We start from the raw sequence: 25,192 nt of genomic DNA on the forward strand, positions 1-25,192 counted from the left end.
TAATGGACGAATGAAACGGTTATTGAGTTACTCAGTGGTTATGTTTGTGATCACGATCATATTGCTTTTGATCATTCCCCTTCCGGCGGGACTGGTGGATGTGGCGATCATATTGAATATGTCCCTTTCCATGATGATCCTGGTAATAACCATGACCATTCGGGAGCCATTGGAATTCTCCATATTCCCCTCTCTTTTGCTTATTACCACGCTGTTCCGTCTGGGTATCAATGTTTCAACCACGAGAAATATCCTTTCTCAGGGAGGTTCATCAGGCCGTGTCATTGCTGCCTTTGGTGATTTCGTTTTAAGAGGAAACGTAGTAGTAGGTCTGATCATCTTCCTGATCATCGTGTTGATGCAGTTTATTGTTATCACAAAAGGTGCAGAACGAGTGGCAGAGGTGGCAGCCAGATTTAATCTGGATGCCATGCCGGGAAAACAGATGGCTATTGATGCAGACCTTAGTTCTGGCCTGATCAATGAAACACAGGCAAAGGAACGGCGTGCCAAGGTTCAGAGAGAAGCAGATTTTTATGGTGCAATGGATGGTGCGACTAAGATTGTAAAGGGCGATGCAGTTATGTCACTTATCACAACTGCCATTAATCTGATCGGCGGCAGTATCATCGGTATTGTACAGTCCGGCAGCAGCATCTCAGCGGTACTGAGTACCTATTCCATTGCGACAGTAGGTGATGGTCTGGTATCCCAGATACCAGCTCTTCTTATTTCTACTGCAACAGGAATGATCGTTACAAGAGCTGTTTCAGAAGGCAGCTTAAATGAAGATGTATCAAAGCAGTTTCTGGCCCAGCCTCATGCTATGATCGTTAGTGGTGCAGCAGTGGCGGTTATGGCTGTGATACCTGGAATGCCGGCAGTAAGGACTCTGGTTGTGGCTGCATGTCTTATGGGAAGCGGATTTTATCTTTCCGGAAAGATAAAAAAAGAGCCACAGGCATTGGCAGAAATGGCAATGGCTCCTTCTACCCAGCTTCAGGATTCCCCACAGGCTCAGGCAGCTGCTGCAAAAGAGGAAGTAAGTGAGGAAGAATATTTTAAAGATGTAAATAATGTATACAGCCTTCTTACACTGGAGCCAGTGGAGATCGAGTTTGGTTATAGTCTAATCCCTCTGGCAGATGAGTCAGTAGGCGGAAGGCTGATCAGCAGGATCGTTATATTCCGCCGCCAATATGCCCAGGATATGGGATTTGTGATCCCATCCATCCGGCTCCGGGACAGTTCTTCCCTGGGACCAAGTCAGTATAGTATCCGCATAAAAGGAGAAGAAATTGCAGGAGGAGAGATCCTGATTGATTATTTCCTTGCTCTGGAACCAGAGAAGGTGGAAGAAGAAATTGAAGGTATTGAGGCCATTGAACCGGCATACGGTATACCCAGCAGGTGGATCAAGCCTGAAAACAGAGATCGAGCTGAATTATATGGTTATACGGTCATTGATCCTCTGTCTGTATTGCTCATGCATCTTTCAGAAGTCATCCGGCAGCATTCATACGAACTGCTTACAAGACAGGAAGTGGTAAGGCTTACGGAAAATCTCAAAAAAACAGCTCCTGAACTGGTGGAAGAGGCAATACCACAGATGATCAGCTACAGTTATTTCCAGAGAGTTCTTACAAACCTTCTAAAAGAAGGAATCCCGATCCGCGACCTGGAGACCATTGTAGAGAATCTGATGCAGACAGCTTCAGAAACAGGTCTTCCTCCAAGAGAGCTGGACCAGACAGTAGAAAAGATCAGGACAGCTCTTAAACGTACCATTACCCGCATGTACTGTACAGATGGATGCATGAAAGTCATCACACTGGATGCCCAGCTGGAACGGGAAATGGTCGCATCCTTGTCAAAAGGGGAAAATGGCTTATATCTGGCATTAAACCCGGAAATGCTCCAGCATGTCATCCGGCAGCTGGCAGAGCAGATAAAAAAGTTCAGTGGTTTATCACAGAACCCGGTGATTCTGACTTCACAGGTTATGAGGATTCATTTTTACCATCTGGTAGAACCCTTTTATCCTAATATCAGGGTGCTTTCATTTAATGAGATCGCAAATAATGTGCAGATCCAGTCAATTGGAAATATAAGTACAATGAAAAAAGGATCATAAGTGTACGGTCAAATGATATAAACAGCAGATAACAGGAGTGAAAAAGTTATGGTAGAAAATCAAGAAAAAGCAGAAAAGGAGTTATTTGCGCTTTATAAAGAAACGAAAGATCTAGAAATAAAGAAAGAGATCACCATGAGGTATCTGTACATAGCAAGAACCATGGCAGCAAAGTTATACGATCTTTATTCTACCACTATGCAGATGGAAGATGCAGTAAATGAGGGTGTGGTGGCGATCATAAAAGGGATCGATATGTATGATCCGGATAAAAACATTAAGTTTTCCACTTACATTACAACGCGGGTAAGAGGAGCAATGCTGGATTATGTAAGAAAACAGGAGTGGATGCCCCGGGGATTTTACAAGCAGTTGGGTATTATAGAATCTGCATGCGAGGACATGAAGCGGGAATTAGGAAGAATACCAACAGTTGATGAACTGGCCAAGCATCTTGGAATAGAAAAAAAACGCTGCCAGAGGATCATTTCCATGAAAAACAGGAGAAATATCCAGTCTCTTGATTTTTTACTGGAAAACCAGAATACATCCAATGGAGTCCAGATCACAAACAACGATACCCAGGTACAGCCTGAGGAGGCATGCTTGTGGGAAGAGGATATGCGGGTGCTGGCGGAAGGCATAGCCCAGCTAAATGAAAAAGAGCAGAAAACACTGGCACTGCATTATATGGAAGGGTTGAAAATGGAACAGGTGGGCCGGGTCATAGGTGTCAGCCAGCCCAGAGCATCCCAGATCCACACGATCGCCTTGCGTAAGCTGCGCCATTTTATAGAAACAAAAGATGGAAAGGGGATAAAGTCAGATGTATCAGGGATTTTATAATCTGGCGTCAGGCATGCTGACCCAGAGCAGGAACTTAAATACCATCAGCAATAATATGGTGAATATCCAGACTCCTGGATATAAAAATGAAACAATGGTAAGCAGTACTTTCAAGGAAGAAATGCTTTATCGTACAGGACAGTATAGCAAAGAAAATCCAACCCAGCTGGCAACTGTTTCAAAAATAAAGACAGCAAAGCAGGTTTATACCAATTATAACCAGGGCGGTCTGGAACAGACAGATGGGATCTATGACTTTGCCTTAAATGGAAATGGCTTTTTCTGCATCCAGACATCACAGGGCATCCGGTATACAAGGAATGGTTCATTTTCAGTAGATAAAGATGGATATCTGGTTTTAAACCAGGCAGGAAGAGTCTTAAACAAAGAAGGACAGCCTGTCCAGATCAAAAATGAGAACTTTACAGTTGATTCCAAAGGACACATTACTGCTGCTATTACAAATCAGTCTGATGGTGAAGAAAGCGGCAGCCAGGAAGTTACCATAGAGGATTATGGAACTTTGAAAGTAGTGGATTTTCCAGATCAGGGGCAGCTTCATGCAGAGGATAATGGACTTTTCTCTACTGCACAGGCAGAAACAACGCCTGCAGATACAACCGTTCAATGGAAAATGCTGGAAAAATCCAATGTAGACATGGTGGAGCAGATGACAGCTATGATGTCATCCCAGAGAGCGCTTCAAAGCGCAGCCCAGTCACTGAGAATGTATGATCAAATCATGAGTAAGTCTGTGTCAGATGTCGGTAAGCTGTAAGGAGGATAAAGAAATGAATATGTCATTTTATACAGGAGCAGCAGGAGCCGGACAGTTTACAAAAAAACTGTCAGTTGTATCCAATAACCTGGCCAATATCAACAATACAGGCTTTAAACCTAAAACAGCGGCTTTTTCTGAACTGATCCACTATAATCTTAATGATTCTGAAAATGCCCAGACAGAGCTGCAGACAGGTTCAGGAGCCAGATTGGAGCGTACCTGGACGGATTTTAGTACAGCCGGTGCTACTCAGACCGGAAAAGAATATGATTATGCAATTATGGAGCCTAATGCATTTTTTATGATACAGGATCCTGCATCAGGTGAGATCACCTATACAAGAAACGGTCATTTTCACAGGGGAGAACGTGAAGATGGATTTTATCTTACAACAGAAGATGGAAAGCTGGTGCTGGACCAAAACCGGCAGCCTCTTAAGCTGGAAGTAACAGATGTAGAAAAGCTGCAGGAGGAATCAGAGTCAGAAGACGATGACTACGATACAGATGATACAGACAGCACAGAGGATGATACTGACCTTCCTAAGGTAAGTGTATACACATTTTCAAATCCCAGCCGTCTCTTAAGCGTAGGAGATAATGAATATAAAGTACAGGATGAAATGGAAGCTTCTTTAAAATCAGATGCGGTCCTGCAAAAGGGGGCACTGGAGAATTCAGGCACCGATATGGCAAAAGAAATGGTCCATGTGATCGAATGCCAGAGAGCCTTTTCCTATGCTGTAAAAATGATCACTACATCAGATGATATAGAGGGAACGATCAATTCACTGAGAGGATAAGGTAAAAAATGGAAATAAAGCGATATGAAGATATGGACCTGCAGGCTCTGGATGTAATGCGGGAGATCGGCAGTATCGGTACCAGTCATGCAGCAACTGCTCTTTCCAAGCTTCTGCAGAAAGAAGTCCGGATCTCGATCCCATCTGTGAATATCCTGGGATACAATGATGCCATGAACCGGATCGGTGATGCGGAGGAGCTTGTTGCAGCAGCTCTTGTAAAAATGTCAGGTGATATTGAGGGGTTGATGCTGTTCCTTTTCGACCTGGATTTTGCAAATGAGGTATTGGAAAAACTGCTTGGAAGCCGTTATAAGTCCTTTCTGGATATGGACGAAATGGCCAGATCAGCACTGGTAGAAGTAGGAAACATCATTATCTGTTCTTATATAAATGCTTTTTCACAACTTGTAAATGTAGAGGTGGAACTGTCTGTTCCAAGTGCTACCATCAACATGCTGGGTGGGATCTTAATGGTACCTATTGCTGAGTATGGATATGAAACAGATAAACTGATGTATTGCAATGCAGATTTTGTGATCGGCGGAAAAGCACTTTCTGACTGGCTGCTCATGCTGCCGGATATTCGTTCTCTAAACGATATTTTAGAGAGGTTGGGAGTTTCATAATGATCGGAGGCACAGAATTAAAAGTAGGAATCGGTGATATGAAGTTTTCACGAGGGGAAGGAAGGATCATAACCTATGCTTTGGGTTCCTGTATCGGGATAACCTTTTATGATCCGGTTACCCGTCTGGGAGCACTTCTGCACATCATGCTTCCGGCACAGTTTGAAGGAAAGGATTCCAATCCATTTAAATTTGCAGACAGCGGCATCAGGGAAACCCTCAGAAAGCTGAAAATATTCGGTATGGTAAAAAGCCGGATGGTAGTTAAGATCGCAGGGGGAGCCAAGATGTTTGAGATCAGCGGAAACAGCAGCTTTGGAAATATCGGGCAGAGAAATGCAGAAAGTGTAAAAAAAGTCATGGCCCAGGAAGGAATCTGTATCGCAGCAGAGGATACAGGAGGAAATTATGCCCGTACCATGCTTTTAGATCTTGCAACAGGCGATGTGATCGTGCGTACAGTGGGACGACCGGAACGCCATCTATAGCCAGGGCTTTCATTTGTGGTGGTGTCACCATCTGTGACATGCCTGTTTACAGAAAAAAGGAGAGAAGATCATGGTCAAAAATGAAAAAGAAGGGATTCTTTTAGAATCAGGAACAAACGAGATCGAAGTAATGAAATTCACAGTTATGGGCGAATTTTATGGCATTAATGTAGCAAAAGTCCAAGAGATCATCATGAGTGAAAAGGTAAAACCGATGCCTCATGCAAACCCGGCAGTAGAAGGTATCTTTAAACCAAGGGATGAGCTGATCACAGTGATCAACCTGGCAAAATATCTTACAGGAAATGATCGGGAAAATGGGCCAAGAGATTTGTTTATTGTAACAAATTTTAATAAAATGACCGTTGCTTTCCGGGTAGACAGCATCGAAGGTATCAGTAGGATCTCATGGAAAGACATACAGAAGCCAGATAAGACCATTGCAAATGGAGATGACAGTGTTGCTACCGGTATTGCCCAGTGCGGAAAAGAGCTGGTGATCATCCTGGATTTTGAAAAGATCGTGGCAGAGATCGCACCGGAAACAACCATACAGGTGACAGATGTAGATAAGATGGGAGACCGTCCTATCTGCAACAGTCCTATTGTGATCGCGGAAGATTCCATTCTTTTAAGTAAAATGATCGATGATTCCCTGGAAAGAGCCGGATTTACCAATATAAAGAATTTTTCCAATGGTCAGGAGGCATGGGATTATCTTTCACAAATACATAATGATTCTGATCTGTATGATAAGGTCAATCTGGTCATTACAGATATCGAAATGCCGGAAATGGATGGCCACAGGCTTACAAAGCTGATCAAGGATGACGAACATTTAAAGAAAATCCCGGTTATCATCTTCTCGTCCCTGATCAATGAGCAGATGAGGCAGAAGGGGAAAGAATTAGGTGCAGACGAACAGCTTTCCAAGCCGGAGATCGGGCATCTGATCACAGTAATGGATGAATTGCTTGCCCGTTTTAAAAAACAGCACAGTCAGCAGTAAGGAGGACTCTAAGGATGGAAAAATATGTATTAACACAAGATCTTGTAACAGGAAATGAACTGATCGACAGTGAGCACAGGAAGATTTTTGACGAAGTCAATACCCTTCTGGATGCATGCTCAAAGGGAAAGGGAAGAGAAAATCTTTCAAGTCTGGGAGAATTTCTTGTTGAATATGTAACGAAACACTTTTCAGATGAGGAGGATCTCCAGAAGCAGTCAAAATATCCGGAATATACAGAACATCATAAATTTCATGAATGGTATAAACAGAAACTGGGTGATGCCATTATAAAGCTGGAGCAGGAAGGCCCGACGATCAATTCCCTTGGCGAGATCAACTATATGGTAAGCGTGCTGGTTAAGCATATCCGGGAAACAGACCGCAAGCTGGCCCAGTGGATCCAGAATGGAGCCAAAAATGAAGTTACAGCTTCTAAAGTGGCAACAGGATCAGCTGTATCAGGGAAAACTTCCTATATGGATACCGTTACAAAAGATGAAAGTACAGAAAATCTGGATATCCGTCAGATCCTGGATATGAAAGAGCTTCAGAGGATCCAGGATTTGTTTTTAACGGCTACAGGCATGACAGCAGCAGTAGTGGATATGAAGGGAAAATATATTATAAGAGGAAGCTCCTTTACCAGTTTTTACAGCCGTTATACCAGTGGAAAACACAATGAACTGCGTGAGTTTACCCAGGATCTTACAGTAGGAGGATTCCGTGCAGGTACAGTGATCGGAGGTATCGTCCTTGGAGATTACCCGGGTGATTCAGCCCCGAGCCAGGAAGTAGTAAGTGCCAGTGGACAGCTTTTAGCTGAGATGCTGAATCTGTGGGCTAATGCCCTTTATTACCGGAAGAGCAATGCAGACAGCGTAGAAGCATTTGCAAAAGAGGAAAAGAAAGTACGGGATGCAGTAGGACAGATCAAATATAAGGCAAAAGGACTGGAGCAGACAGCCACAATGGAAAAAATGCTTTCCCTGAATGCAGCCATTGAAGCAGGACGCGCAGGAAAAGCAGGTGTAGGCTTCGGGGTCGTGGCAGATGAGATCGGCCGTATGGCAAATGAGTCAGCAGCTGTATATCAGGAAATCCAGGAGCTGGTAAAACAGGTAGAGGAATCCATGGAACGCCTTGGCGAATAATACAGTGTATTTTTCTGATATCATGGTGTCAGAAAAACGGCTGGCACCTGTGTCATTGTATGCAGAAAAGAGGATAAAAGGAGATACATAAATGGTCATTACGGTTTCAAATCAAAAAGGCGGTGTGGGAAAGACCACAACATCAGCAGCGCTGGCGGCAGGATTTTCAATGGCAGGTAAAAAAGTTCTGTGTATAGACCTGGATCCACAGGGAAATCTTGGATTCTGCCTTGGTCTGGATACCGAAGGAGGATCTACCATACTGGATGTATTAAAAGGAGATATATCCATACAAAAGGCTATCAGCCGCACAGAAGGGATCGATATCCTTCCTTCTGATATTACATTAAGCAGCAGTGGTCTGGAGTATAATCCGGGAGAAGAAAAAGAATCTATTTTAAAAAATGTTTTAAAGCCGGTAATGGATTTTTATGACTATATTGTGATCGATACACCCCCTGCCTTAAATCTTCTCACAGTTAACGCATATGCAGTTTCTGATTATCTTATTATACCAATGGCATCGGATATCCTCAGTCTGGTTGGTCTGTCACAGTTAAAGGAAACAGTAGAATCTGTCCGCATACAGATCAATCCCGGCCTTAAGATCATGGGTATCCTGCTAAACCGCTTTAATTCAAGAACATGTCTTTGCAGGGATGTATTGGAAATGGCCGGGCAGCTGGCCGCGCAGCTGGAAACCCGGGTATTTGACACAAAAATAAGGTCCGGAGTGGCTATTGCAGAAGCACCGGCCCATGGAGAAAGTATTTTTGAGTACAGTCCGAGAGCATCAGCTGTAAAGGACTATGGAAAGTTTTTAGATGAGGTAGAAAAGATCATAGGTTTCAGGGAGAAATAATATGGCAAAAAAAACAAATAAAACCTCACATGTGCTGAACCTCATCACAGGTTCACAGCCGCCAGTTGCGTCTTCTGGCGAAACACAGCCGTCTTCTTCAGCTTCCGGTGAAACACAGCAGGAAGGATCAGCTGCTGAAGAACCGGTAAGAGTGCCTTCCGCTAATGTGACTGTAGTTGATCCAAGAGAAGAAGGAAAGCTGTCAGAAGAGATCCAGAAGAATCTGATCCGTGAGCTGGAAAAAGAACAGGAAGAAAAACATGCAGAAGAGCAGGCAGAACAGTCCCGGGAGCAGGAAGAACAGCCAGAACAGCCCCAGGAGCAGACAAAACAAACGCAGGAACAGCCAGAGCAGCCCGAAGAGCAGCCCCAAATAAAGGTCGGGACACCTGTACAGGAAAAAACTAAAGAGCCGGGATCTCAGGAAGAGCCGGGATCTCAGGAAGAGCAGAAGCAGGAAGATGGTCCAGGTTACCGGGTCGTAAACATTATGGAGGAGATCCTTACTCCGGAACTGATCCTTGACGCCTTAAAAAGCAATGGCACCTGTACCTGCAGCCGCTGTCAGGCAGATGTAAAAGCGCTGATGCTTACCAGGCTGCCTCCAAAATATATTGTAGCAGATAATACGGCAGTTCCGATGCTGTTAACTTATTACCACAATAAATTCCGTGTGGCTGTTATAAGCCAGTCCATAAGAGCCTGTATGGATGTAAAAGAACGTCCACGCCATATCTTATAAATTTTCATGCTGCGCCGAAATATTTATATAGAATCTATAGGATCACAGGGATAAAGTATACAGAAGCGGCGCATTTTATGTACTCCGCGACATCACATGACTGAAAGGAGCAGCAGATATGTCAAGTGTATCAAGTACAAGCAGCAGTCTTGGAAATACAGCTTTAAGAGGATTTGGTGGTTTAGCTTCCGGTATTGACAGGGATGCACTGATCGAACAGATGACAGCAAGAACAACATCCAAGATCACAGCCAAGAAGCAGGCTATGACTAAACTGGAATGGAAGCGGGATGCATATCGTTCTATCAGCAATAAGATCATAGATCTTCAGGACAATTACCTTAGCTATTCAGCAACAAAGAGCTTAAAAAACAGTGATTTCTTTGCAAAAAACCAGGTCAGTGCACAGGGAGATCCTGCCTATACAAAATATATATCAGCGACAGGAAATGCAGACACTGCATCCAGGGTATCAGTTCTGGGGGTAAACCAATTAGCAACATCTGCCACATTGATCTCCGGCGAAAAAGGAGCTTCACCTATTACCTTAGGCGGCATCAGCGCGTCTGATTTTAAAAATAAAGAAGTAAAGACCTCCAATCTTTCCGGAACGAAGCTGACATTTGGAACCTACAGTATTACAGATAAGAAATTCACAGAGGAGGCAACCTTTACGTTCCCCACCAGTTATGAAAAAAAGCTGGACGGTGGAAAAACAGAGACAGTCACCATTGATTATACAGCTAGTTCTAAAGATATAGTAAACCAGCTGAATGAAGCCCTTGATTCCCAAGGATTTCTCGGAAAAGATGGAAAGAGCGGTATTAAATTTGAACTGAGTGGTGCTCAGATCCAGATCAGTCAGACACCAAATATTACCGATAAAGGAAAAAGCTGTGTGATCAGGGGAACATCATCTGCTTTAAAGAGTCTTGGCTTTAATTCCGACAAAAAAATGAATCAGGATGATATAGATAACGGCATTTCACTTAAGGAATTTAACGACCATACATCTTCATTCGAGGCTGCAGCTATAACAAAGCAGTCCCTTTCCAGCTATCTTAAGGGAAAATCAATTTCTGTTTCTTATGGCGGACAGACAAAGAATATTGAACTGATCGGCGATAAGGAAGAGATAAAAGAATTTTCAGATTTTAAGACTAGCTTACAGACAAAACTGAATAAAGCCTTCGGTTCAGGAAAGGTTACTGTAGGTGAGGATGATGAACACAGACTGACGTTTACTATTCCAAAAGACAACACTGCAACAGACAGCACTGCAAAAGACAACAAACAGACATTACAGATATCCGCAGACTCAAAGGAACTTCAGAATGCCCTGGGTATCACATCTACCCAGTCAAACAAGATCAGTACAGGAAGCAGCCTGTGGGAGAACAGGGGCAAGCTGGGACTGGAAAAGTACAAGACAAAAGAAGACTTAAACAATGCATTAGAGAACTTTACAGTCAATGGTACAAAAATAGAAGGCATTACTGTTGATACTACAGTTAGCGAACTGCTTACTGCGATCAATAATAATAAAGATGCAGGAGTAACTGCCACCTATCTGGGCAGGGAAAATAAATTTGTTCTTTCTTCCAATGAAAAAGGTGAGGGCCGTGAGATCAGCCTTGGTGCGGAAGATGATGCAGCAAATCTCATTTTCGGCGGGGTAAGCCAAGATGGCACAGACGGTGAGATGAGTATTCTCTATAATGGTGTAAAGACCACCATTACCAGCAGCAGCAATACCTTCTCCATTGACGGTCTGGATATTAGAGCCACTAATACATTTAATACAGGCTCTGCCACTGCTGAAGGAGGCGTCAGCTTTACTGCTTCAGCAGATACAGAAAAGGTGACAGAGACTGTAAAGAAATTCATTGAAGCTTATAATGCCATGATCGATGAGGTCCGCACCCAGGCAACAACCAAGCCGGACAGTAATTATAAGCCTCTGACAGATGACCAGAAAAATGAAATGAATGAAACCTCCATTAAAAACTGGGAGGATAAGGCAAAAGAGGGTATTCTGTACAACAGCAGCGCTTTAAAAGATCTGGACAATGCTACCCAGGGTATTTTCTCTTCAATGATGATAAACGGTGTTTCTTATGACGATCTTGAAAAGATCGGAATTTCCTTCTCAGATGATTACACAGCAGGTGGAAAGATCGTATTTGATGAAGAAAAGTTTAAAACTGCCATGGACAGTGATCCGGAAAAGGTATCAGACCTGTTCACAGGCACGCATGGTATTGTAAACACCATAGACAGTACTCTTTCTACTTATGCCACCAGATATGCAAGCAGGAATGGAAATTCCTATGGTGTGCTTATTGAAGAGGCAGGATCTGAAAAACTAAGCCTGACCCTGACTAACAACAGTATTTATAAAGAATTAAAGGATATGCAGGAAACCATCACAAACCTGCAGTCCCAGCTGTCAACTGAGCAGGACCGTTATATCAGCCAGTTTACGCAGATGGAAAGGCTGATCAATCAGATGAATTCACAGTCCAGCTACCTGTCACAGTTAGGTGGCTGATGGGGGTAAGGAAACATGTATGAAAAGTTTAAGCAGTACAAGGAAAGTACGATCTATTCTATGAGCAATCTGGAGTTGTTGCTTTTATTGTATGACGAAGCAGTGAAGCGTCTGAAAATGGCACAGATCGCACTTGAGGATAAAAAATATGAGACTTTTGAAGAATGTCTCGAAAGAACAGGACGGATCGTCCGGTATTTAATACAGATACTGGATATGCAGTATCCCATCAGCAAGGATCTGAAACGTATCTATGAGTACCTGATCTATGATATCAGCCGTGTTAAAGCAGGAAGGGAACGCAGGGCAGAAGAGCTTCCAAGGATCAGCCACATACTTTCTGAATTAAGAGATGCATTTAACCAGGCGGGAAAGATTTCCGGTGATCAGCACATTGTGAGAGAACGAAGTGTTTTCGGTTAAAGGAGAATATATGAGTGCAGACTTGGAAACAATTGTGATATATCTTCAAAGGAGATATAATATATTAAGAGAAGTTTGTAGTCTGACGGAAGAACTGGCGGAGGCAGTGGAGCGAGGCGACACAGTCTCCGCCTCTCTTCTTTTAGATATGAGGGGAGAACAGCTGCAGCGCCATGCAGACTGTGAAGAACAGATCATCCTGCAGACTGCGGGAAACAGCCTTCAGGCCCGGTATCTACGAGATCTGGCTAAAGGTCCATTAAAGAATGTAAAAAGCTGTTTTCAGGGAAAGACAGAGCAGGAAAAAATGCTGGAGAAGCGTATTGAGGATCTGCGTTGCCGCACAGAAAAGCTTTTAGATAAGATACGCAGGATCGATGGGGGACTTAACAGAAGAATATCAAAAAACAGGTGAAGTTAAATGGAAAATCAAAACTTTTATGAAGGCCGCATACTGGTAAATATGGCTGCATTTGTTATGCGCCAGGATGATTTAAAGCCGCTTCATGGAAATCTGGACTGGGAAAAGCTGTTCCGGGTTGCAGATTATAATAAAATTTCAAACCTGATCTATCTTGCAATCCTTGGAAATAATGAAAAAATACCGGAACGGTGGAAAACACGCTTTTATGAGCGCTACAGTGATATTCTGAAATTCAACGAAAGCTGCACAGAAGGAGAACGGGAGATACTGGTCCTTCTGGAATTAAAAAAAATCCCGGTACTTGTCCTTTCCTCCAGCAGCCGCAGACAGCTGTATCCAAGAGAGGAAATGGCGGGGGAAAGCTCTCTGAAGCTTTTTTTTCTTGACCCGGAAGATTATCTTTTTGCAAAAGGCTATCTGGTCAATATAGGCTACGAAACGGATACGCTCTATCCGGGAGTGGGTGAAAAGATGCGTATACCAGGCCGCTTTTCTGTTGAAATCTATGATACCTTTCCTTTTAAAACCCAGGTATACCAGAGGGGGATGGAAAAGCTGATCCAGCGTGCTTTCCTGAAAGAAAATGAAAACTACATTTATGAATGGAATGCCATAGACCAGCTGGTATACCTTATGGTGCAGTCTTCTTACCTATATGTAACAGGACATCTGCAGATACGCCACCTGGCAGACTTATATGTATTTTACAGAAAAACAGCAGCAGAAAACCAGCTTCAGGATCTTGAGAACCGGTTAAAGGAATTTAAAGTAAATATACTGGCGCAGAAGCTTCTGCATTTAAGCTATATGTGGTTTGGAACACGGGAAGAATGTGCCAGCATGGAGACAGAGGAAGAAGAACTCCAGGTATTTGATATACTGGAGAAAAATGTATTCTATGGCATGACTGGGAAATTTGGGCCGGAAACAGATGAACAGGCGCTGGATCTTAGATCAGACATATTGAAAGAAGAAGAATGGGAAAACCGCATGGAAAAAAGAGCATTATTTTACCGGCGTCTGAGAGAGTTTTTTTCTCTCGTACGCCGGCAGCTGAAAGAGCTATATGATATTTGGTTTAGCAGATAAGAGTCATTTTATCAGTATTCACCCGTTTGCGGGTCACTAAGCTTATGGTCTATTTCTTCATATAAGAATTCAGTCCTTTTTCAATAGAGCGCAGTGAATCTGTATCAGATAATAAGGCATCCAGGTTGCTGCGTTCTGCTTCTGTCAATTCTTCCCGCAAAATAGAAATATGCTTCGGGGCATTTATAGCCAGGCTGACAGATCCATTGTCGCAGTCAAGTACAGTGATGCGTATGTCATTCCCGATCAGGATACTGTCATTTTTTTTACGTTTCAGTATCAGCATGGCTATTTATCTCCTTTTTAGTGTCCTGTTCCTTTATCTCTTTACCAAGAAGAGAACGTAAGGTATGGCGGTAATTATAGTCAGCGTTGGATAAGATCACCTGGATCCCTTTGCGGGTATCCGGATTAATGGCAAGAGGACATTTCAAGTTGACGGTTCCATCCAGATAATCCTTCTTTACAGTACATATGGCATAATAAGACAATTCATCACTGGAATTTACTTCCAGAAAGGATAATTCTTCCGGTAGAAGAACCGGTGAATAAGAAGGAAAGAGTGCTGCTGCATCGATGAGAAAAAAGGCTACATAAGGTTCGTCTACAGACTGCAATATCAGCAGGGAGCTGTCATCTTCCTCCATAGAGAGGGGAAGATAGTCATGGTACTGGGAAAAACCAAATAAACCATCTGGAAATACAACCAGCTCGTCTTTCGTATAATCCATCTCGCCGTAATATTTTGTATCAATCTTCATGCTTGTATAAGCCTCCGGGGATCAGTTTTTATATGGTAATATTAAGAGCAGGGGAATCCGGCTCTTTTTTTGGTGGAACATAATTGGGGGTGCCGGTATATATAAATTCTACTTCAGGGTAAGAGGTTATGATGGTCATTTCCAGGGCTGGTATGTATTCCAGATCGCCAGATGCCACACGAAATTCAAATTCACCTCTCTGAAGGGTATACAACCCATTATTGTCAGGGCTTCCAGAAAATGGATCACCAAAGCTGTTTCCTGATCCAGAGACGTTTGCTGCGCCATGTACTCTTTGCACAGTATCCTGGAGATCAAAAGCTTGTCTGATCTCCTGGATACAGGTCATGCTTTCCGGAAAACTGATCCCGTAATTTTGAGCCTGGCGTGCTTTCAGGCGGTATTGGGAAATAGCCTGATGCTGTCTTGCTGCCAGCTGGTCCTTTGAAACCAGCCTGGCATTTTGACGGAAACGGACAGATTCAAAAGGTTTAAAATTTGCTTCAATCACAGGTTTCATACATTTTCACCTTCTTCAGACCTGAAAATAGAAAGTTATTTTTTGCTTGTTTTTTGTAAACAATGTATCGGTATCATTTTATAAAATCAAAAAGAGATGACTGCATCAGGTTTGACCCCATTTTTAAAGCAGCAGAATAGGAGTACTGGTAAGAGTACATTTCTGTGATGGCCTCATAAGGATCAGCTCCGAGAATGTCTTTGTATTCCTCTGTCAGGTTGTCGCTTAAAGTATCAAGACGGGTTTTTGTAGTTTCTACCAGGGAATATTTATTGCCAAGGTCGCTGTAAACGGTGCTGATGGTATGCTCTGTATTAGCTGCATCCTTAAGTACACTGCCCATAGTATCTGTAAATTGATCAACGGTTGTAGTATCACTGATATAATTATCACAGGCCATAACCGAACGGCTGAGAAGTGCCACAGGAGTGGTTTCCAGGGCAGCTTTGACCGCTTTCTTTGCATCCGCATCAGACATGGCATTTAAGGAATCTGAAGTAAGCCCCGTAAGCATATTCAGTCCTCCTGTATAGGTATCTAAAAGAGACTGGCGGTTGGAAATATCGCCATAACCGATATCTACCCGGCCTTGTTCTCTCATAGCTGTCACAAGGTTGTTCAGGGCATCATCAGGGTTAGGGCCTAAATCATAACTGTAAGTATTTGTATTTTTATCATATGCCATGGTCATATTGACCGTCTTTGTGGTACCGTCTGAATACTTATGGGTATAAGTAAGGGTTTTTCCATCTCCGCTTAGAGAAAACGGAGCTGTTGTAATATCATTTCCGCCGTAAACATAGAAATCCTGATACTGGCTGTTCAGATTGCTGACCATGCTCTGCACATCCTGAAGAAGAGCATCTCTTTTTGTCTGGACAGAAGTTTTTGAGCTGTTATGGGAGGAATCCAGCACATACTGCATGGAAGTCTTACTGTTGCTTAAAGTTTTCTGGATATCCCTTGCACCCTGCTCCTGTTGGTACAGACGGTTTTTAATATCACCTAAAATAGAACTTTTACTCTTTGCATCCTGATATAAATGATCCATTTTCTTTCCCTGATAATAAGCAAGAGGATTATCAGCAGCTGTTTCATAAGCAGCGCCGGTAGAAACCTTGTTCATGCTTTTGTTCAGATTGCTTTGAAGATCATTTAAAGAAGAAGTATACCTGCGGTAAACAGATGAACGTACAACTCTCATAATTTATTAATCCTCCTTATATTTATGCACCAGTATTACTGATCAGGGTATTCAACACTTCATCAAGGGCAGTCATCAGACGGGAAGCAGCATTATAGGCTGAAACGTAGGCCATCATATTGGTTGCTTCTTCATCCAGGCTGACACCGGAAAGAGATTCTCTGGAGTCCTGGATACTGTTTAAAACAGTTGTGCCCGTCTTTAATGCAGTCTGGTTGGAACTGGAATCAGATGCCAGCTGGGTGGAAAGGTTATTCATATAATCAGCAAATGTCTTTCCATTCAATTTCTTGGTATCCTTCATAGCTGCGATCATATCAAGGACTGTATCTGTGCGGTTGGTGCCGTCTGTAGAAATATGGACCGTTCCACTGGTCCAGCCTTTGCTGATACCGATATTTCCGGCTGTTATACCAGTTGTTGAGTCATCGGTGGAATTAGATAAAAGATTCTGATCCGTGTGGTTTTTGCCATTGTTGATGTCATTCATGGATTTTGCGAAAGTGGAAGCTAACTGATTCAGTTTTTCTGAGTAATACTGGTATCCACGGACATCATCCACAGCAGTAGATCCATTTATCACATTGCCGGTACCTGTTTTCTGGAGCATATCCAGGCTTGCCTGAAGAGAGCCGCCTTCAAAATGGATCCCTTTTGACTCTGCGTATACATCTGCAGCTGCCTGTCCATTCCCTTTATAGCTGGGGGCTTTTTCAAACTTGATGGAAATGTTTGCAGGATCAGAAACAGAAGCAGCTGTCTGGTGATCGCCTTTTAACACACTTAACTGACCGTAGTTTTTTGTGAGACCGTTAGCACCAAGGTCAGATCCGTTTACCAGGATCAGCTTCTGGCTCTTTCCCTGGGCATCAATATAATTCATGCTCACTTCCAGGTCATCAGGCCAATCTTTCTTGCCGATCACAGCACCATTTGCATCATAGTCATAGGCGTTATTCCCGGAATGGGCATCATCCTTGTAATATCTGGTTTCAACAGGAATATAACCGGAAAGCTCATCCAGGAGAAGATTACGTTCATCCTGCAGTTCCAGAGAAGGATGACCGGCAACCTGGTTACGTTTGATCTGTACGTTCAGGTCACCGATCTGGCGGAGGATGTCATTGATCTTCTGCACATCGCCCTGTTCACTGCTGCCTTCCCCTGTGAGCCTTTGAAATTCATTCTGTTCGGCCTGTGTGATCTGTCTGGATGCCTGGTTAAAAAGATTACATACAGACTGCATTTTAGTTCGCAGCTCACTTTCATAGATGGGATCGGATACCTTTGCAGGATCTTGCATGCTTGTAAGGGTAGACTGGACATCATCAAATGCCTGACGGATGCCGGAAATGGTTGTTTCGTCCAGTACCTTTGACAGGGAATTAAGGGCAGTCTGTAAACGATTGGTATAGCTGCAGTCAGCAGACTGGCTGCGGTATTGGATATCCAGATAAGGATCTCTGATCTGTGAGACCCGGTTCATGCTTACCCCAAAGCCTACTGCAGTTTCATTCCCATTAGAATAATGGGAAACAGGATTCGTATAATTAAGGCTGGATGCCTCTAACTGCTGCCTGGTATATCCGGCAGTATTCATATTTGACAAATTCTGTCCTGTAATATCCAGACGTTTCTGGTTGGCCTGGAGAGCGGACAGAGCGGTATTAAAACCGGAAAAAGTTGCTCTTACCATAAAGTATTATTACCTCCAAAATATAAATATCCTGCAGTCCCCACAGTTTTATCAGACATATTTGTCATAAACATGAGGATCGCTCTGCTTCGCACCGGAAAGGCGCTGTTCTAACTGCTTCATGCGGATCCGGATCAGACGGTCTGTGCCACCTTTTATCTTTTTCAGCTTTTCAGCCTGGCTGGATAACCGTTCCAGGATCGGAGAGAGAAGTGCCACAGCCTCCTCGCTGTCCTCCTGCATCAAAATCTGGCGGAAAGTAAGGCCCTCAAGACCCGACTTGCGAAGAAGATCACTTCGTTTTTTATCTAGTCCGCGCAGCTGCAGTAAAAGCATGTTTTCATCATTTAAAAGAGATTCCAGCTGATCGGGATGATCAGCTGAAATAACAGTTAGTTTATCAGCCTCAACCTGGCATAACTGTTCTAATACAGTACACAGCTGTTCTAATACCGGGATCAGGCTTTCAGGCGCCCTCATAGATTATACATGGCCCTTGCAATGGCCATGGGATCCGGTTCGTAGGTTCCTTCCTCAACCTGTTTTTTCAGTTGGGCAGCCTTTTCAACGGAAACGCCTTTCTCGCGGCAGACATCTTCTGTAATGCTGTGAGCCAGAGATCGTGCAAAAAGTGTTTCATCAGCCGAAATACCTTCGGTGTATTCAAAACTGGCTCGGTCAAGATCAGCCGGTTTTGCAGAAATTTTATCAGACAAAGCAATGTTGCTTTGTCTCATTGATACATGTTCCATGTGTATTTGCTCCTGGATAGAATCTTGAATTTTCATACAATTACTCCTCACCTTAAAATAAAACGGCAGGACCACAAAAGTATCCTGTGATTCTCACATGCTTACTGAATCTATGTAAATTATCGCCTTTTTTCTTGAAAATATAAGAAAAATTATATTTATAAAAAACGGGAAAACGACGACTAAATAAACATATGGAAGTATGCAGGATAAACTCATATTAGTATAATATATAGAATTAAAAAGAAAAGGAATAAAACATGTCTAATATATTACAGGTAACAGATCCTTCTACATATATAGATAATAGAAATGTCCATACAGGCCAGGAGCAGCAAAGCGCCCTGAACAGTTCCCAGATCCAGAATCCTTCTGACCCATCTCGTGTAGTGCGGGCAGATGGACAGAAAAGCGGTACCGCTGGTGACCAGGAAAATGAAAGTGGCTTCAGCGTCCGCAATTATAATGGAAATTATACTGACTTTCTTCAGAAGCTGGGGCAGGAAAATGAAATAAAGGATTCCCTGGGCCGGATCCTGTTCCGGGATGGAGCCTTTATCGCTAAAGGTGATGAAGGTCTGGGCAAAATGGTGCAGCAGCTGCTGGATTCTGCCAGTTTTGAAGATCCTGGCCAGCTGCTGGATTTTTTGAAAATGCAGGGACAGACAAAATTTTCCGGTACTTTCTTCGAAAACCTGAGAACTCTTTTGCAGCAGGAAGGAAACAGAGGCCTGCAGGAAACAGCCCTCAAATTCCTTCAGGTATTCAACAATTATTCCAGCGGCGAGCATCTTTTAGGACAGATGCAGGAACTGACAGATGATATAAAAGGAATGCTTTACACCTCTGCAAGACAGGAATACGCATCGATTCTGGATCAGCTGGACTGGAATGCAGAAAATGGGGAAACGAAAGAAAATGCCCAGGTTTTGTTTCAGAAGCTGGTCCCCTTTCTTTCAAAATATATTTCCCGTACCCATGATTATGGCAGTGTAAGAAGCAGCGTGATCCAGCTGATCCTTTATGGGGCACGTTATGAAAACGGAAGCAGTGTCCTTCTCAGGAGCCTTTTTGAACAAATTGCAGCTAATAGGGATTTTAAACGTTTTTTTGAAACAGAGCCTGAAGAACTGTATGCTGTACTTACCGGTTCAGAAGGAAAAAAAGGAAATATTTATGGAGATATCTTTGGCGCACTTGTGGAAAGAGGAGCAAAAGGAGAAGCCGGGCTGGAACAGGTACAGGATTTTTACCAGCTAATGCGTGGGATGCTGGTAAACGAAAGCGTATATATGCCTGTCAATCATTTTATCCTTCCTTTTCAATATCAGGGAAAAGAGGCGGTATCTGAATTTTGGATCGATCCGGATGCAGAGAAAAAAGAAGAAGAGAAAGATGGCGGCAGGAAAATACGCCTTCTGGTGGACTTTGAGATCAGGGGATTGGGAGATTTCCAGCTTCTGGCAGATCTCCAGGATCATAAAATATCCATGGAATTGGGAGTTCCTAAAAATCTTTCTGCCGGTGCCGGAGAGATACAGGCAAAGCTTCAGGAAATATGTACCAGAAACGGGATGCGCGTGAAAATGATGCAGGTACAGGAAAGAAAAGCTCATTACCGTCTTCTGGATGTTTTCCCAAAGATAAGAAAAAAGGAGAATGGAATCAATGTCAGCGTTTGAGCGGCTATTAGAGCAAAAGGCAGTTGCGCTTCAATATTCACCGGAAAAGGACACTGCCCCGGTGATCGTTGCTTCCGGAATGGGATATATGGCAGAAAAGATCACAGAAGCAGCCAGAAAATCAGGAGTTCCTGTTTATGAGGATGATTCCCTTGCAACTCTTTTAAGCAGATTACAGCTGGGAGCGGCAGTGCCGGAAGAATTATATCAGGCGATCATAGAAATCTACATTTATTTTTTAGGATATGTGCCGTCATCGGAGGAAAAAGAGAATGAAACAAAATCCAAAAATACCTGATAGAAAGTTCAGACACAGACATAAAATGTTTCTGCTCCTTCTTTCGGGAGTCTTGCTGTTTCAGTGGGGAAAGATAGATGCTTTTGCAGCAGCAAAAGAGATAAAAACAGTAAATATCCGTGTTACATCCAAGCTGGAAGCAGGCAGCAAGCTTCCAGATATAAAACTGGAAACGACCACGGTTTCAGATGGAGAAGTGGCAGTAGATGCAAGTGGAGGTAAATACAGCGTTTCCGAGGCCGAATGGACGGATAAAAGTTCCAATGAACTGAAAGCTGCTGAAGAGCCTCAGATGAAAGTCACCCTGGAACCGGAAGATGTCAGTGAAGATTATTTTGTTTCCAGCTATAAAAAAGCGAATGTAAAGATCAGTGGAGGCACATTTGTGTCTGCCAGACGAGATGGAGATGAACTGGTAGTTACCCTGCGGGTAAAAGGGATCAAAGGAGACTATGCTGCTCCGGAAGATGCCTGGTGGAATGAAAAAAGCCTGGGACAGGCTAAATGGGAAAAGCCGGATAACACATCCGGTTATTACGAGGTACAGCTTTACAGAGGAAAATCGAAAGTTTACAGCGTCTCCCAGACCAGTGCAGTCCAGTATAATTTTTATCCATATATGACAAAAACAGGAGAGTATACCTTTAAGGTGCGAACGGTACCGGGAACGGATTCCCAAAAAAAATATGGTGGAAAAAGTGAATGGATAGAATCCGGGGAGCTTTCCATTACAGACCGGTATGTATCAGATGGTAAAGGACAGCAATCAAAAAATCCTTCTGCAAAGCCCGGAACCACAGATACAGTAGGCTGGGTAAAAAAAGACAATATATGGAATTACAGATTTCCGGATGGCTCTATATGCCGGGGTGCATGGCAGTCGCTCAACGGATACTGGTATTATTTTGATGTCAATGGCACGATGCTCACCGGCTGGCAGAAGCTGGCAAATGACTGGTATTACCTGTATGATACCGGGGAAATGGCAGCCGGATGGGCAAAGATCAATGGACAGTGGTATTATTTCTGGCCATTAACGGAAAATGGGCATACACAGGGAACCATGGCTTATGGAGGCTGGAAGATCATAGGGGCGGATTATTACTTTTTCAGGGAAGACGGCTCCTTATATACCGGCTGGCTGGAACAGAATGGTTCCTGGTATTACTTAAACACACTTGACAACAGCCTTCAGGGAGCTATGCTTACCGGCTGGATGATCCGGGAAGGGAAAACTTATTTCCTGGATGCTGACGGAGTTATGGCTACCGGCTGGTATCAGATTGACGGGAATTGGTATTATTTTTGGCCGGATTCAGGTGAAATGGCAAAAAACCAGTATATCAATGGATTTTATGTTAATGAGGACGGGATCTGGTACAGGTAAAGATATGTGAGGAATGGATATGAAAATGATCAGAAAAATACTCCTTTGTGCCGGAACAGGACTGCTGCTTGGAACAGGAAGCTTACAGTCTTTACCGGGGGGAATCTTTCATATGTATACAGCTTATGGGGCAGAGAGCAGCATCATCGAGACCATGAGTATTAAATTTGACACCACTTTTGGAGATCCGGAGGAAATACCACAGCCCCAGATCACCATCAGCGGATCAGGGGTATCCATTGGGGATATTTATTACAAAACAGAATATGAAAACTGGAAACCTGGTAAAAAGGTACGGATGGAGATCACGGTGGATGCTGCACAGGGAAAGTATTTTCCTGTGTCCCTTGGACGATCCAAATGCCGTGTGACCGGGGCGGATTTTGTATCGGCGAAAGCCCTGGATAATACCACCATGCAGGTAAAAGTGGACTATACGCCGGTCACTGTTCTGGGTGACACAGCTTTAGCAGGCTGGAGTTCACTTGACTCAGAAAAGGCAGTGTGGAAGAAGGTAGACTATGCTCCGGGCTATACCCTGACTTTATATGGAAATGATAAAGTGGTAAAACGGATGACAGTTACAGATAACTCTGTCAGCTTAAAGGAGTACATGACAGATCCGGACAAGATCTACTATTATCAGGTAAAAGCGGTCCCGGTTACAGCAGAACAGAAAAAATACTTAAAAGAAGGGGAATTTGTTACATCACAGGAACAGGATATAGATGACAGTGAGGAAGAGGAGAAAGAAAAAAAACATGCAGCAACTTCCCAGAGCAGCAGTACTGGTCCCGGCGTAGCAGGTTCTCTAAAGGGAGACAACTTTGTTATGCCGGATGGGACTCTGGCAGTCAATACCTGGAAGCTGGTGGGAGGTATATGGTACTACTTTAACGCTGAAGGAAACCGTACCAGGGGATGGTTCCTGTATGGTGGAAAATGGTATTATTTCGATGGAAATGGCTGTATGAAGACCGGCTGGGTGGATACTGGAAATGGAACATGGTATTACTTAAACCCGGATGGGGATATGAAGACCGGCTGGTTTTATGATAAAAATATCTGGTATTATTTAAATAACGATGGATCTATGGCAGTAAACCGTTCTCAGGACGGCTGGTACCTTGGAGCAGACGGCGCAGGCCGAAAGGAGTAAGAAATATGAGTTTAGCACCGATAACAGGAGATGGAGTAAAGTTAGCTGCACAGGCAGCAGATCAGACACAGAAGACAACACCGGTCCAGGAATTTCAGGGGATACTGAAAAATGGGCTGAATGCCATAAAAGAAGATATGGATTCTATTTTCGAAGAAGCTTCTGCTTTATATCAGATCCCTTCTAAACTTCTCAGGGCGGTGGCAAAGGCGGAGTCAGGGTTTAATCCAAAGGCTGTATCCAAAGCAGGGGCTATGGGCGTGATGCAGCTGATGCCGGGAACAGCCCGTTCTCTTGGAGTAAGCGATCCTTACAATGCCAGACAAAATATCCTTGGCGGGGCAAAATACTTAAAACAAAATCTGGACCGGTTCGGAGGAGACGTAAGCCTTGCACTGGCAGCCTATAACGCTGGACCGGGCAGTGTGACCAAATACGGAGGCATCCCACCATATAAAGAAACCCAGAATTATGTAAAAAAGATCATGGCAGATTATGCGGGAAACAATACGATCCTGGCAGGACGTACGGTGAGTACCGGAACATATGGTAAAACATCCGGCAGTATAGCAGTGAGCAGCCTTATAGGAAGTGGCCTTACAGGAAGCAGCCTTGGTACACTTTTGGCAGCAGGAAAGGGAGAGAACCTTTCCGGGGAAGACTGGTCTAATATGGTGCAGATTCTCCGTCTTCAGATGATGATGAATATGGGTAAGGATAGGGGTACGCTGATCTGACAGACAGATACCGCATTGCTGCGTGCTTTGCACTCCCGCAATTCCGGCTTCTTGACGCTGGTATCAATAAAGTAAGGCATTTTGCCGATAATAAAAACAAATGGTTATTTGATGATATTCTCATAGAAGATACAAAGGAAGGTGAAACATCATGCAGGTACAGAATAACATAGCATCCATAAATGCTGCCAGAAATCAAGGGATCGAAACAGGAAAGCTGAAAAAGTCCCTTGAAAAGCTGTCTTCCGGCTTTCGGATCGTCCGTGCAGGAGATGATGCAGCTGGCCTGACGATCTCGGAAGGTATGCGCAGCAGGATCAACAGCCTGAACCAGGCGATGAGAAACATTGATGACGGCATCGGACTTACCAATGTAGGAGATGGCGCTTTGACAGAGGTCCATTCCATGCTCCAGAGACTGAAGACTCTGGCTTTAAAATCTGCAAATGGAACTTACGATCAATCCAACAGGGAAACCTTGAACATGGAAAAAGACCAGATCCTTGAGGAGATTGACAGGATTGGTTCTACCACTAAATTTGGAGAAATCTCCCTGTTTTCCAGGGCAGATGCCAAGACAGATACAACGCTCTGGCAGCCGCCAAAGCTGGACGATACGATCCCGCTCCAGATCGGCGGTTCAGCTCAGGCTGAAGAAGTTCTGGATGTAGAACGCTATTATATAGGAAGCAAGGAACTACAGTTGGATAAGACAGATTTTTCCGATGTAGAAAAGGGACATAAATCTGTGGGATACATTGAAAACGCGATAGAGGCTGTTTCTAAGGTCAGGGCATCTTTTGGAGCTGCTTATATGCATCTGGAGCATACTCACAATAACTTGAGTGTTACAAGTGAAAACATGCAGGCGGCAGAAAGCCAGATCCGTGATACCAATATGGCAGAGGAGATCACAAAATATACCAGCAGTAACATCGTCCTACAGTCCTCTAATATGATGCTTACAAATGCAAATAATCTCCCTCAGACCATACTTGAACTTTTAAAATAAAAATGAAAGAAATAATGAAAAACAGGCTTATGTTTTTTTTACATAAGACG

27 protein-coding genes are annotated in these 25,192 nt (G+C 43.5%); 20 read left to right on the forward strand and 7 right to left on the reverse strand.

From position 1 onward, the window contains the following. The first annotated feature begins 10 nt into the window (after window positions 1–10). From flhA to DWY84_RS10380, 14 genes are all read left to right on the forward strand, one after another. Window positions 11–2,134, forward strand: a complete 2,124-nt coding sequence (gene flhA, locus DWY84_RS10315) for a flagellar biosynthesis protein FlhA (protein ID WP_118532976.1) — start codon at window positions 11–13, stop codon at window positions 2,132–2,134. Between the two features lie 48 nt (window positions 2,135–2,182). Continuing rightward, window positions 2,183–2,980, forward strand: a complete 798-nt coding sequence (locus DWY84_RS10320) for a sigma-70 family RNA polymerase sigma factor (protein WP_118532978.1) — start codon at window positions 2,183–2,185, stop codon at window positions 2,978–2,980. Continuing rightward, window positions 2,961–3,758, forward strand: coding sequence for a flagellar hook-basal body protein (locus DWY84_RS10325; protein WP_118532980.1), 798 nt, complete (start codon window positions 2,961–2,963; stop codon window positions 3,756–3,758). Before DWY84_RS10320 ends, DWY84_RS10325 begins: the two co-directional genes overlap by 20 nt. Window positions 3,759–3,771: 13 nt before the next feature. After that, on the forward strand, window positions 3,772–4,563 hold the full coding sequence (locus DWY84_RS10330; protein ID WP_118532982.1) for a flagellar hook-basal body complex protein: 792 nt from the start codon (window positions 3,772–3,774) through the stop codon (window positions 4,561–4,563). An 8-nt stretch (window positions 4,564–4,571) separates the two neighbouring features. Further along, entirely contained in the window at window positions 4,572–5,192 is a 621-nt protein-coding gene (locus tag DWY84_RS10335; protein ID WP_015553148.1) for a chemotaxis protein CheC, read from the forward strand. Beyond that, the gene (locus DWY84_RS10340) at window positions 5,192–5,680 is read left to right on the forward strand and encodes a chemotaxis protein CheD (RefSeq protein ID WP_015553149.1); all 489 of its coding nucleotides are present in this window, start codon (window positions 5,192–5,194) and stop codon (window positions 5,678–5,680) included. Before DWY84_RS10335 ends, DWY84_RS10340 begins: the two co-directional genes overlap by 1 nt. Before the next feature lie 70 nt (window positions 5,681–5,750). Next, complete coding sequence (locus DWY84_RS10345) at window positions 5,751–6,689, forward strand: chemotaxis protein (RefSeq protein ID WP_118532984.1); 939 nt, start codon at window positions 5,751–5,753, stop codon at window positions 6,687–6,689. 14 nt (window positions 6,690–6,703) lie between these two features. Next, window positions 6,704–7,843, forward strand: coding sequence for a hemerythrin domain-containing protein (locus DWY84_RS17965; protein ID WP_279220332.1), 1,140 nt, complete (start codon window positions 6,704–6,706; stop codon window positions 7,841–7,843). Between the two features lie 91 nt (window positions 7,844–7,934). Then, entirely contained in the window at window positions 7,935–8,705 is a 771-nt protein-coding gene (locus DWY84_RS10355; protein WP_118532986.1) for a ParA family protein, read from the forward strand. A gap of 1 nt (window position 8,706) precedes the next feature. Further along, a complete protein-coding gene (locus tag DWY84_RS10360; RefSeq protein ID WP_118532988.1) occupies window positions 8,707–9,447 on the forward strand; it encodes a late competence development ComFB family protein in 741 nt (246 codons plus the stop codon). A gap of 118 nt (window positions 9,448–9,565) precedes the next feature. Then, complete coding sequence (gene fliD / locus DWY84_RS10365; protein ID WP_118532990.1) at window positions 9,566–11,998, forward strand: flagellar filament capping protein FliD; 2,433 nt, start codon at window positions 9,566–9,568, stop codon at window positions 11,996–11,998. A gap of 15 nt (window positions 11,999–12,013) precedes the next feature. Continuing rightward, complete coding sequence (locus DWY84_RS10370) at window positions 12,014–12,421, forward strand: flagellar export chaperone FliS (protein ID WP_118532992.1); 408 nt, start codon at window positions 12,014–12,016, stop codon at window positions 12,419–12,421. Between the two features lie 10 nt (window positions 12,422–12,431). Continuing rightward, window positions 12,432–12,836 carry a hypothetical protein gene (locus DWY84_RS10375; protein ID WP_118532994.1) on the forward strand — a complete coding sequence of 135 codons (405 nt, stop codon included), beginning with the start codon at window positions 12,432–12,434 and terminating at the stop codon, window positions 12,834–12,836. 6 nt (window positions 12,837–12,842) lie between these two features. Next, complete coding sequence (locus DWY84_RS10380; protein ID WP_118532996.1) at window positions 12,843–13,934, forward strand: nucleotidyltransferase family protein; 1,092 nt, start codon at window positions 12,843–12,845, stop codon at window positions 13,932–13,934. A gap of 49 nt (window positions 13,935–13,983) precedes the next feature. Here DWY84_RS10380 and DWY84_RS10385 read toward each other — a convergent pair whose 3' ends face one another. The 7 genes from DWY84_RS10385 to DWY84_RS10415 all read right to left on the reverse strand — a co-directional run bounded on the left by DWY84_RS10385 (window position 13,984) and on the right by DWY84_RS10415 (window position 18,903). After that, window positions 13,984–14,220 (reverse strand): carbon storage regulator, encoded by a 237-nt coding sequence (locus tag DWY84_RS10385; protein ID WP_117483982.1) that lies wholly within the window; start codon window positions 14,218–14,220, stop codon window positions 13,984–13,986. Next, window positions 14,201–14,695: a flagellar assembly protein FliW gene (locus DWY84_RS10390; RefSeq protein WP_118532998.1), complete on the reverse strand. Its 495-nt coding sequence runs from the start codon at window positions 14,693–14,695 to the stop codon at window positions 14,201–14,203. Before DWY84_RS10390 ends, DWY84_RS10385 begins: the two co-directional genes overlap by 20 nt. A 28-nt stretch (window positions 14,696–14,723) precedes the next feature. Then, entirely contained in the window at window positions 14,724–15,215 is a 492-nt protein-coding gene (locus DWY84_RS10395; protein WP_118533000.1) for a hypothetical protein, read from the reverse strand. 73 nt (window positions 15,216–15,288) lie between these two features. Next, window positions 15,289–16,419 carry a flagellin gene (locus tag DWY84_RS10400; RefSeq protein WP_118533002.1) on the reverse strand — a complete coding sequence of 377 codons (1,131 nt, stop codon included), beginning with the start codon at window positions 16,417–16,419 and terminating at the stop codon, window positions 15,289–15,291. Window positions 16,420–16,441: 22 nt separating this feature from the next. Further along, on the reverse strand, window positions 16,442–18,115 hold the full coding sequence (locus tag DWY84_RS10405; RefSeq protein ID WP_118533004.1) for a flagellar basal body protein: 1,674 nt from the start codon (window positions 18,113–18,115) through the stop codon (window positions 16,442–16,444). A 51-nt stretch (window positions 18,116–18,166) separates the two neighbouring features. After that, window positions 18,167–18,595 (reverse strand): flagellar export chaperone FlgN, encoded by a 429-nt coding sequence (gene flgN, locus DWY84_RS10410; protein WP_118533006.1) that lies wholly within the window; start codon window positions 18,593–18,595, stop codon window positions 18,167–18,169. Then, the gene (locus DWY84_RS10415) at window positions 18,592–18,903 is read right to left on the reverse strand and encodes a flagellar biosynthesis anti-sigma factor FlgM (RefSeq protein WP_118533008.1); all 312 of its coding nucleotides are present in this window, start codon (window positions 18,901–18,903) and stop codon (window positions 18,592–18,594) included. The genes flgN and DWY84_RS10415 overlap by 4 nt, the downstream gene beginning before the upstream one ends. 224 nt (window positions 18,904–19,127) lie before the next feature. On the opposite strand from DWY84_RS10415, the gene DWY84_RS10420 reads away from it, so the two are divergent. The 6 genes from DWY84_RS10420 (at window position 19,128) to DWY84_RS10445 (ending at window position 25,142) form a co-directional block, all read left to right on the forward strand. Further along, the gene (locus DWY84_RS10420) at window positions 19,128–20,549 is read left to right on the forward strand and encodes a hypothetical protein (RefSeq protein WP_118533010.1); all 1,422 of its coding nucleotides are present in this window, start codon (window positions 19,128–19,130) and stop codon (window positions 20,547–20,549) included. Further along, on the forward strand, window positions 20,536–20,847 hold the full coding sequence (locus DWY84_RS10425; protein ID WP_118533012.1) for an EscU/YscU/HrcU family type III secretion system export apparatus switch protein: 312 nt from the start codon (window positions 20,536–20,538) through the stop codon (window positions 20,845–20,847). The genes DWY84_RS10420 and DWY84_RS10425 overlap by 14 nt, the downstream gene beginning before the upstream one ends. Before the next feature lie 52 nt (window positions 20,848–20,899). Then, window positions 20,900–22,234, forward strand: a complete 1,335-nt coding sequence (locus DWY84_RS10430; protein ID WP_243024826.1) for an N-acetylmuramoyl-L-alanine amidase family protein — start codon at window positions 20,900–20,902, stop codon at window positions 22,232–22,234. Between the two features lie 112 nt (window positions 22,235–22,346). Further along, window positions 22,347–23,393 carry an N-acetylmuramoyl-L-alanine amidase family protein gene (locus DWY84_RS10435; protein ID WP_243024827.1) on the forward strand — a complete coding sequence of 349 codons (1,047 nt, stop codon included), beginning with the start codon at window positions 22,347–22,349 and terminating at the stop codon, window positions 23,391–23,393. A gap of 5 nt (window positions 23,394–23,398) precedes the next feature. Further along, window positions 23,399–24,130: a lytic transglycosylase domain-containing protein gene (locus DWY84_RS10440; RefSeq protein ID WP_118533016.1), complete on the forward strand. Its 732-nt coding sequence runs from the start codon at window positions 23,399–23,401 to the stop codon at window positions 24,128–24,130. A 151-nt stretch (window positions 24,131–24,281) separates the two neighbouring features. Beyond that, window positions 24,282–25,142, forward strand: coding sequence for a flagellin (locus tag DWY84_RS10445; RefSeq protein ID WP_118533018.1), 861 nt, complete (start codon window positions 24,282–24,284; stop codon window positions 25,140–25,142). The last annotated feature ends 50 nt before the right edge of the window (window positions 25,143–25,192 follow it).

This window comes from Clostridium sp. AF27-2AA (genome assembly GCF_003478505.1).
Classification (GTDB): domain Bacteria; phylum Bacillota; class Clostridia; order Lachnospirales; family Lachnospiraceae; genus Brotaphodocola.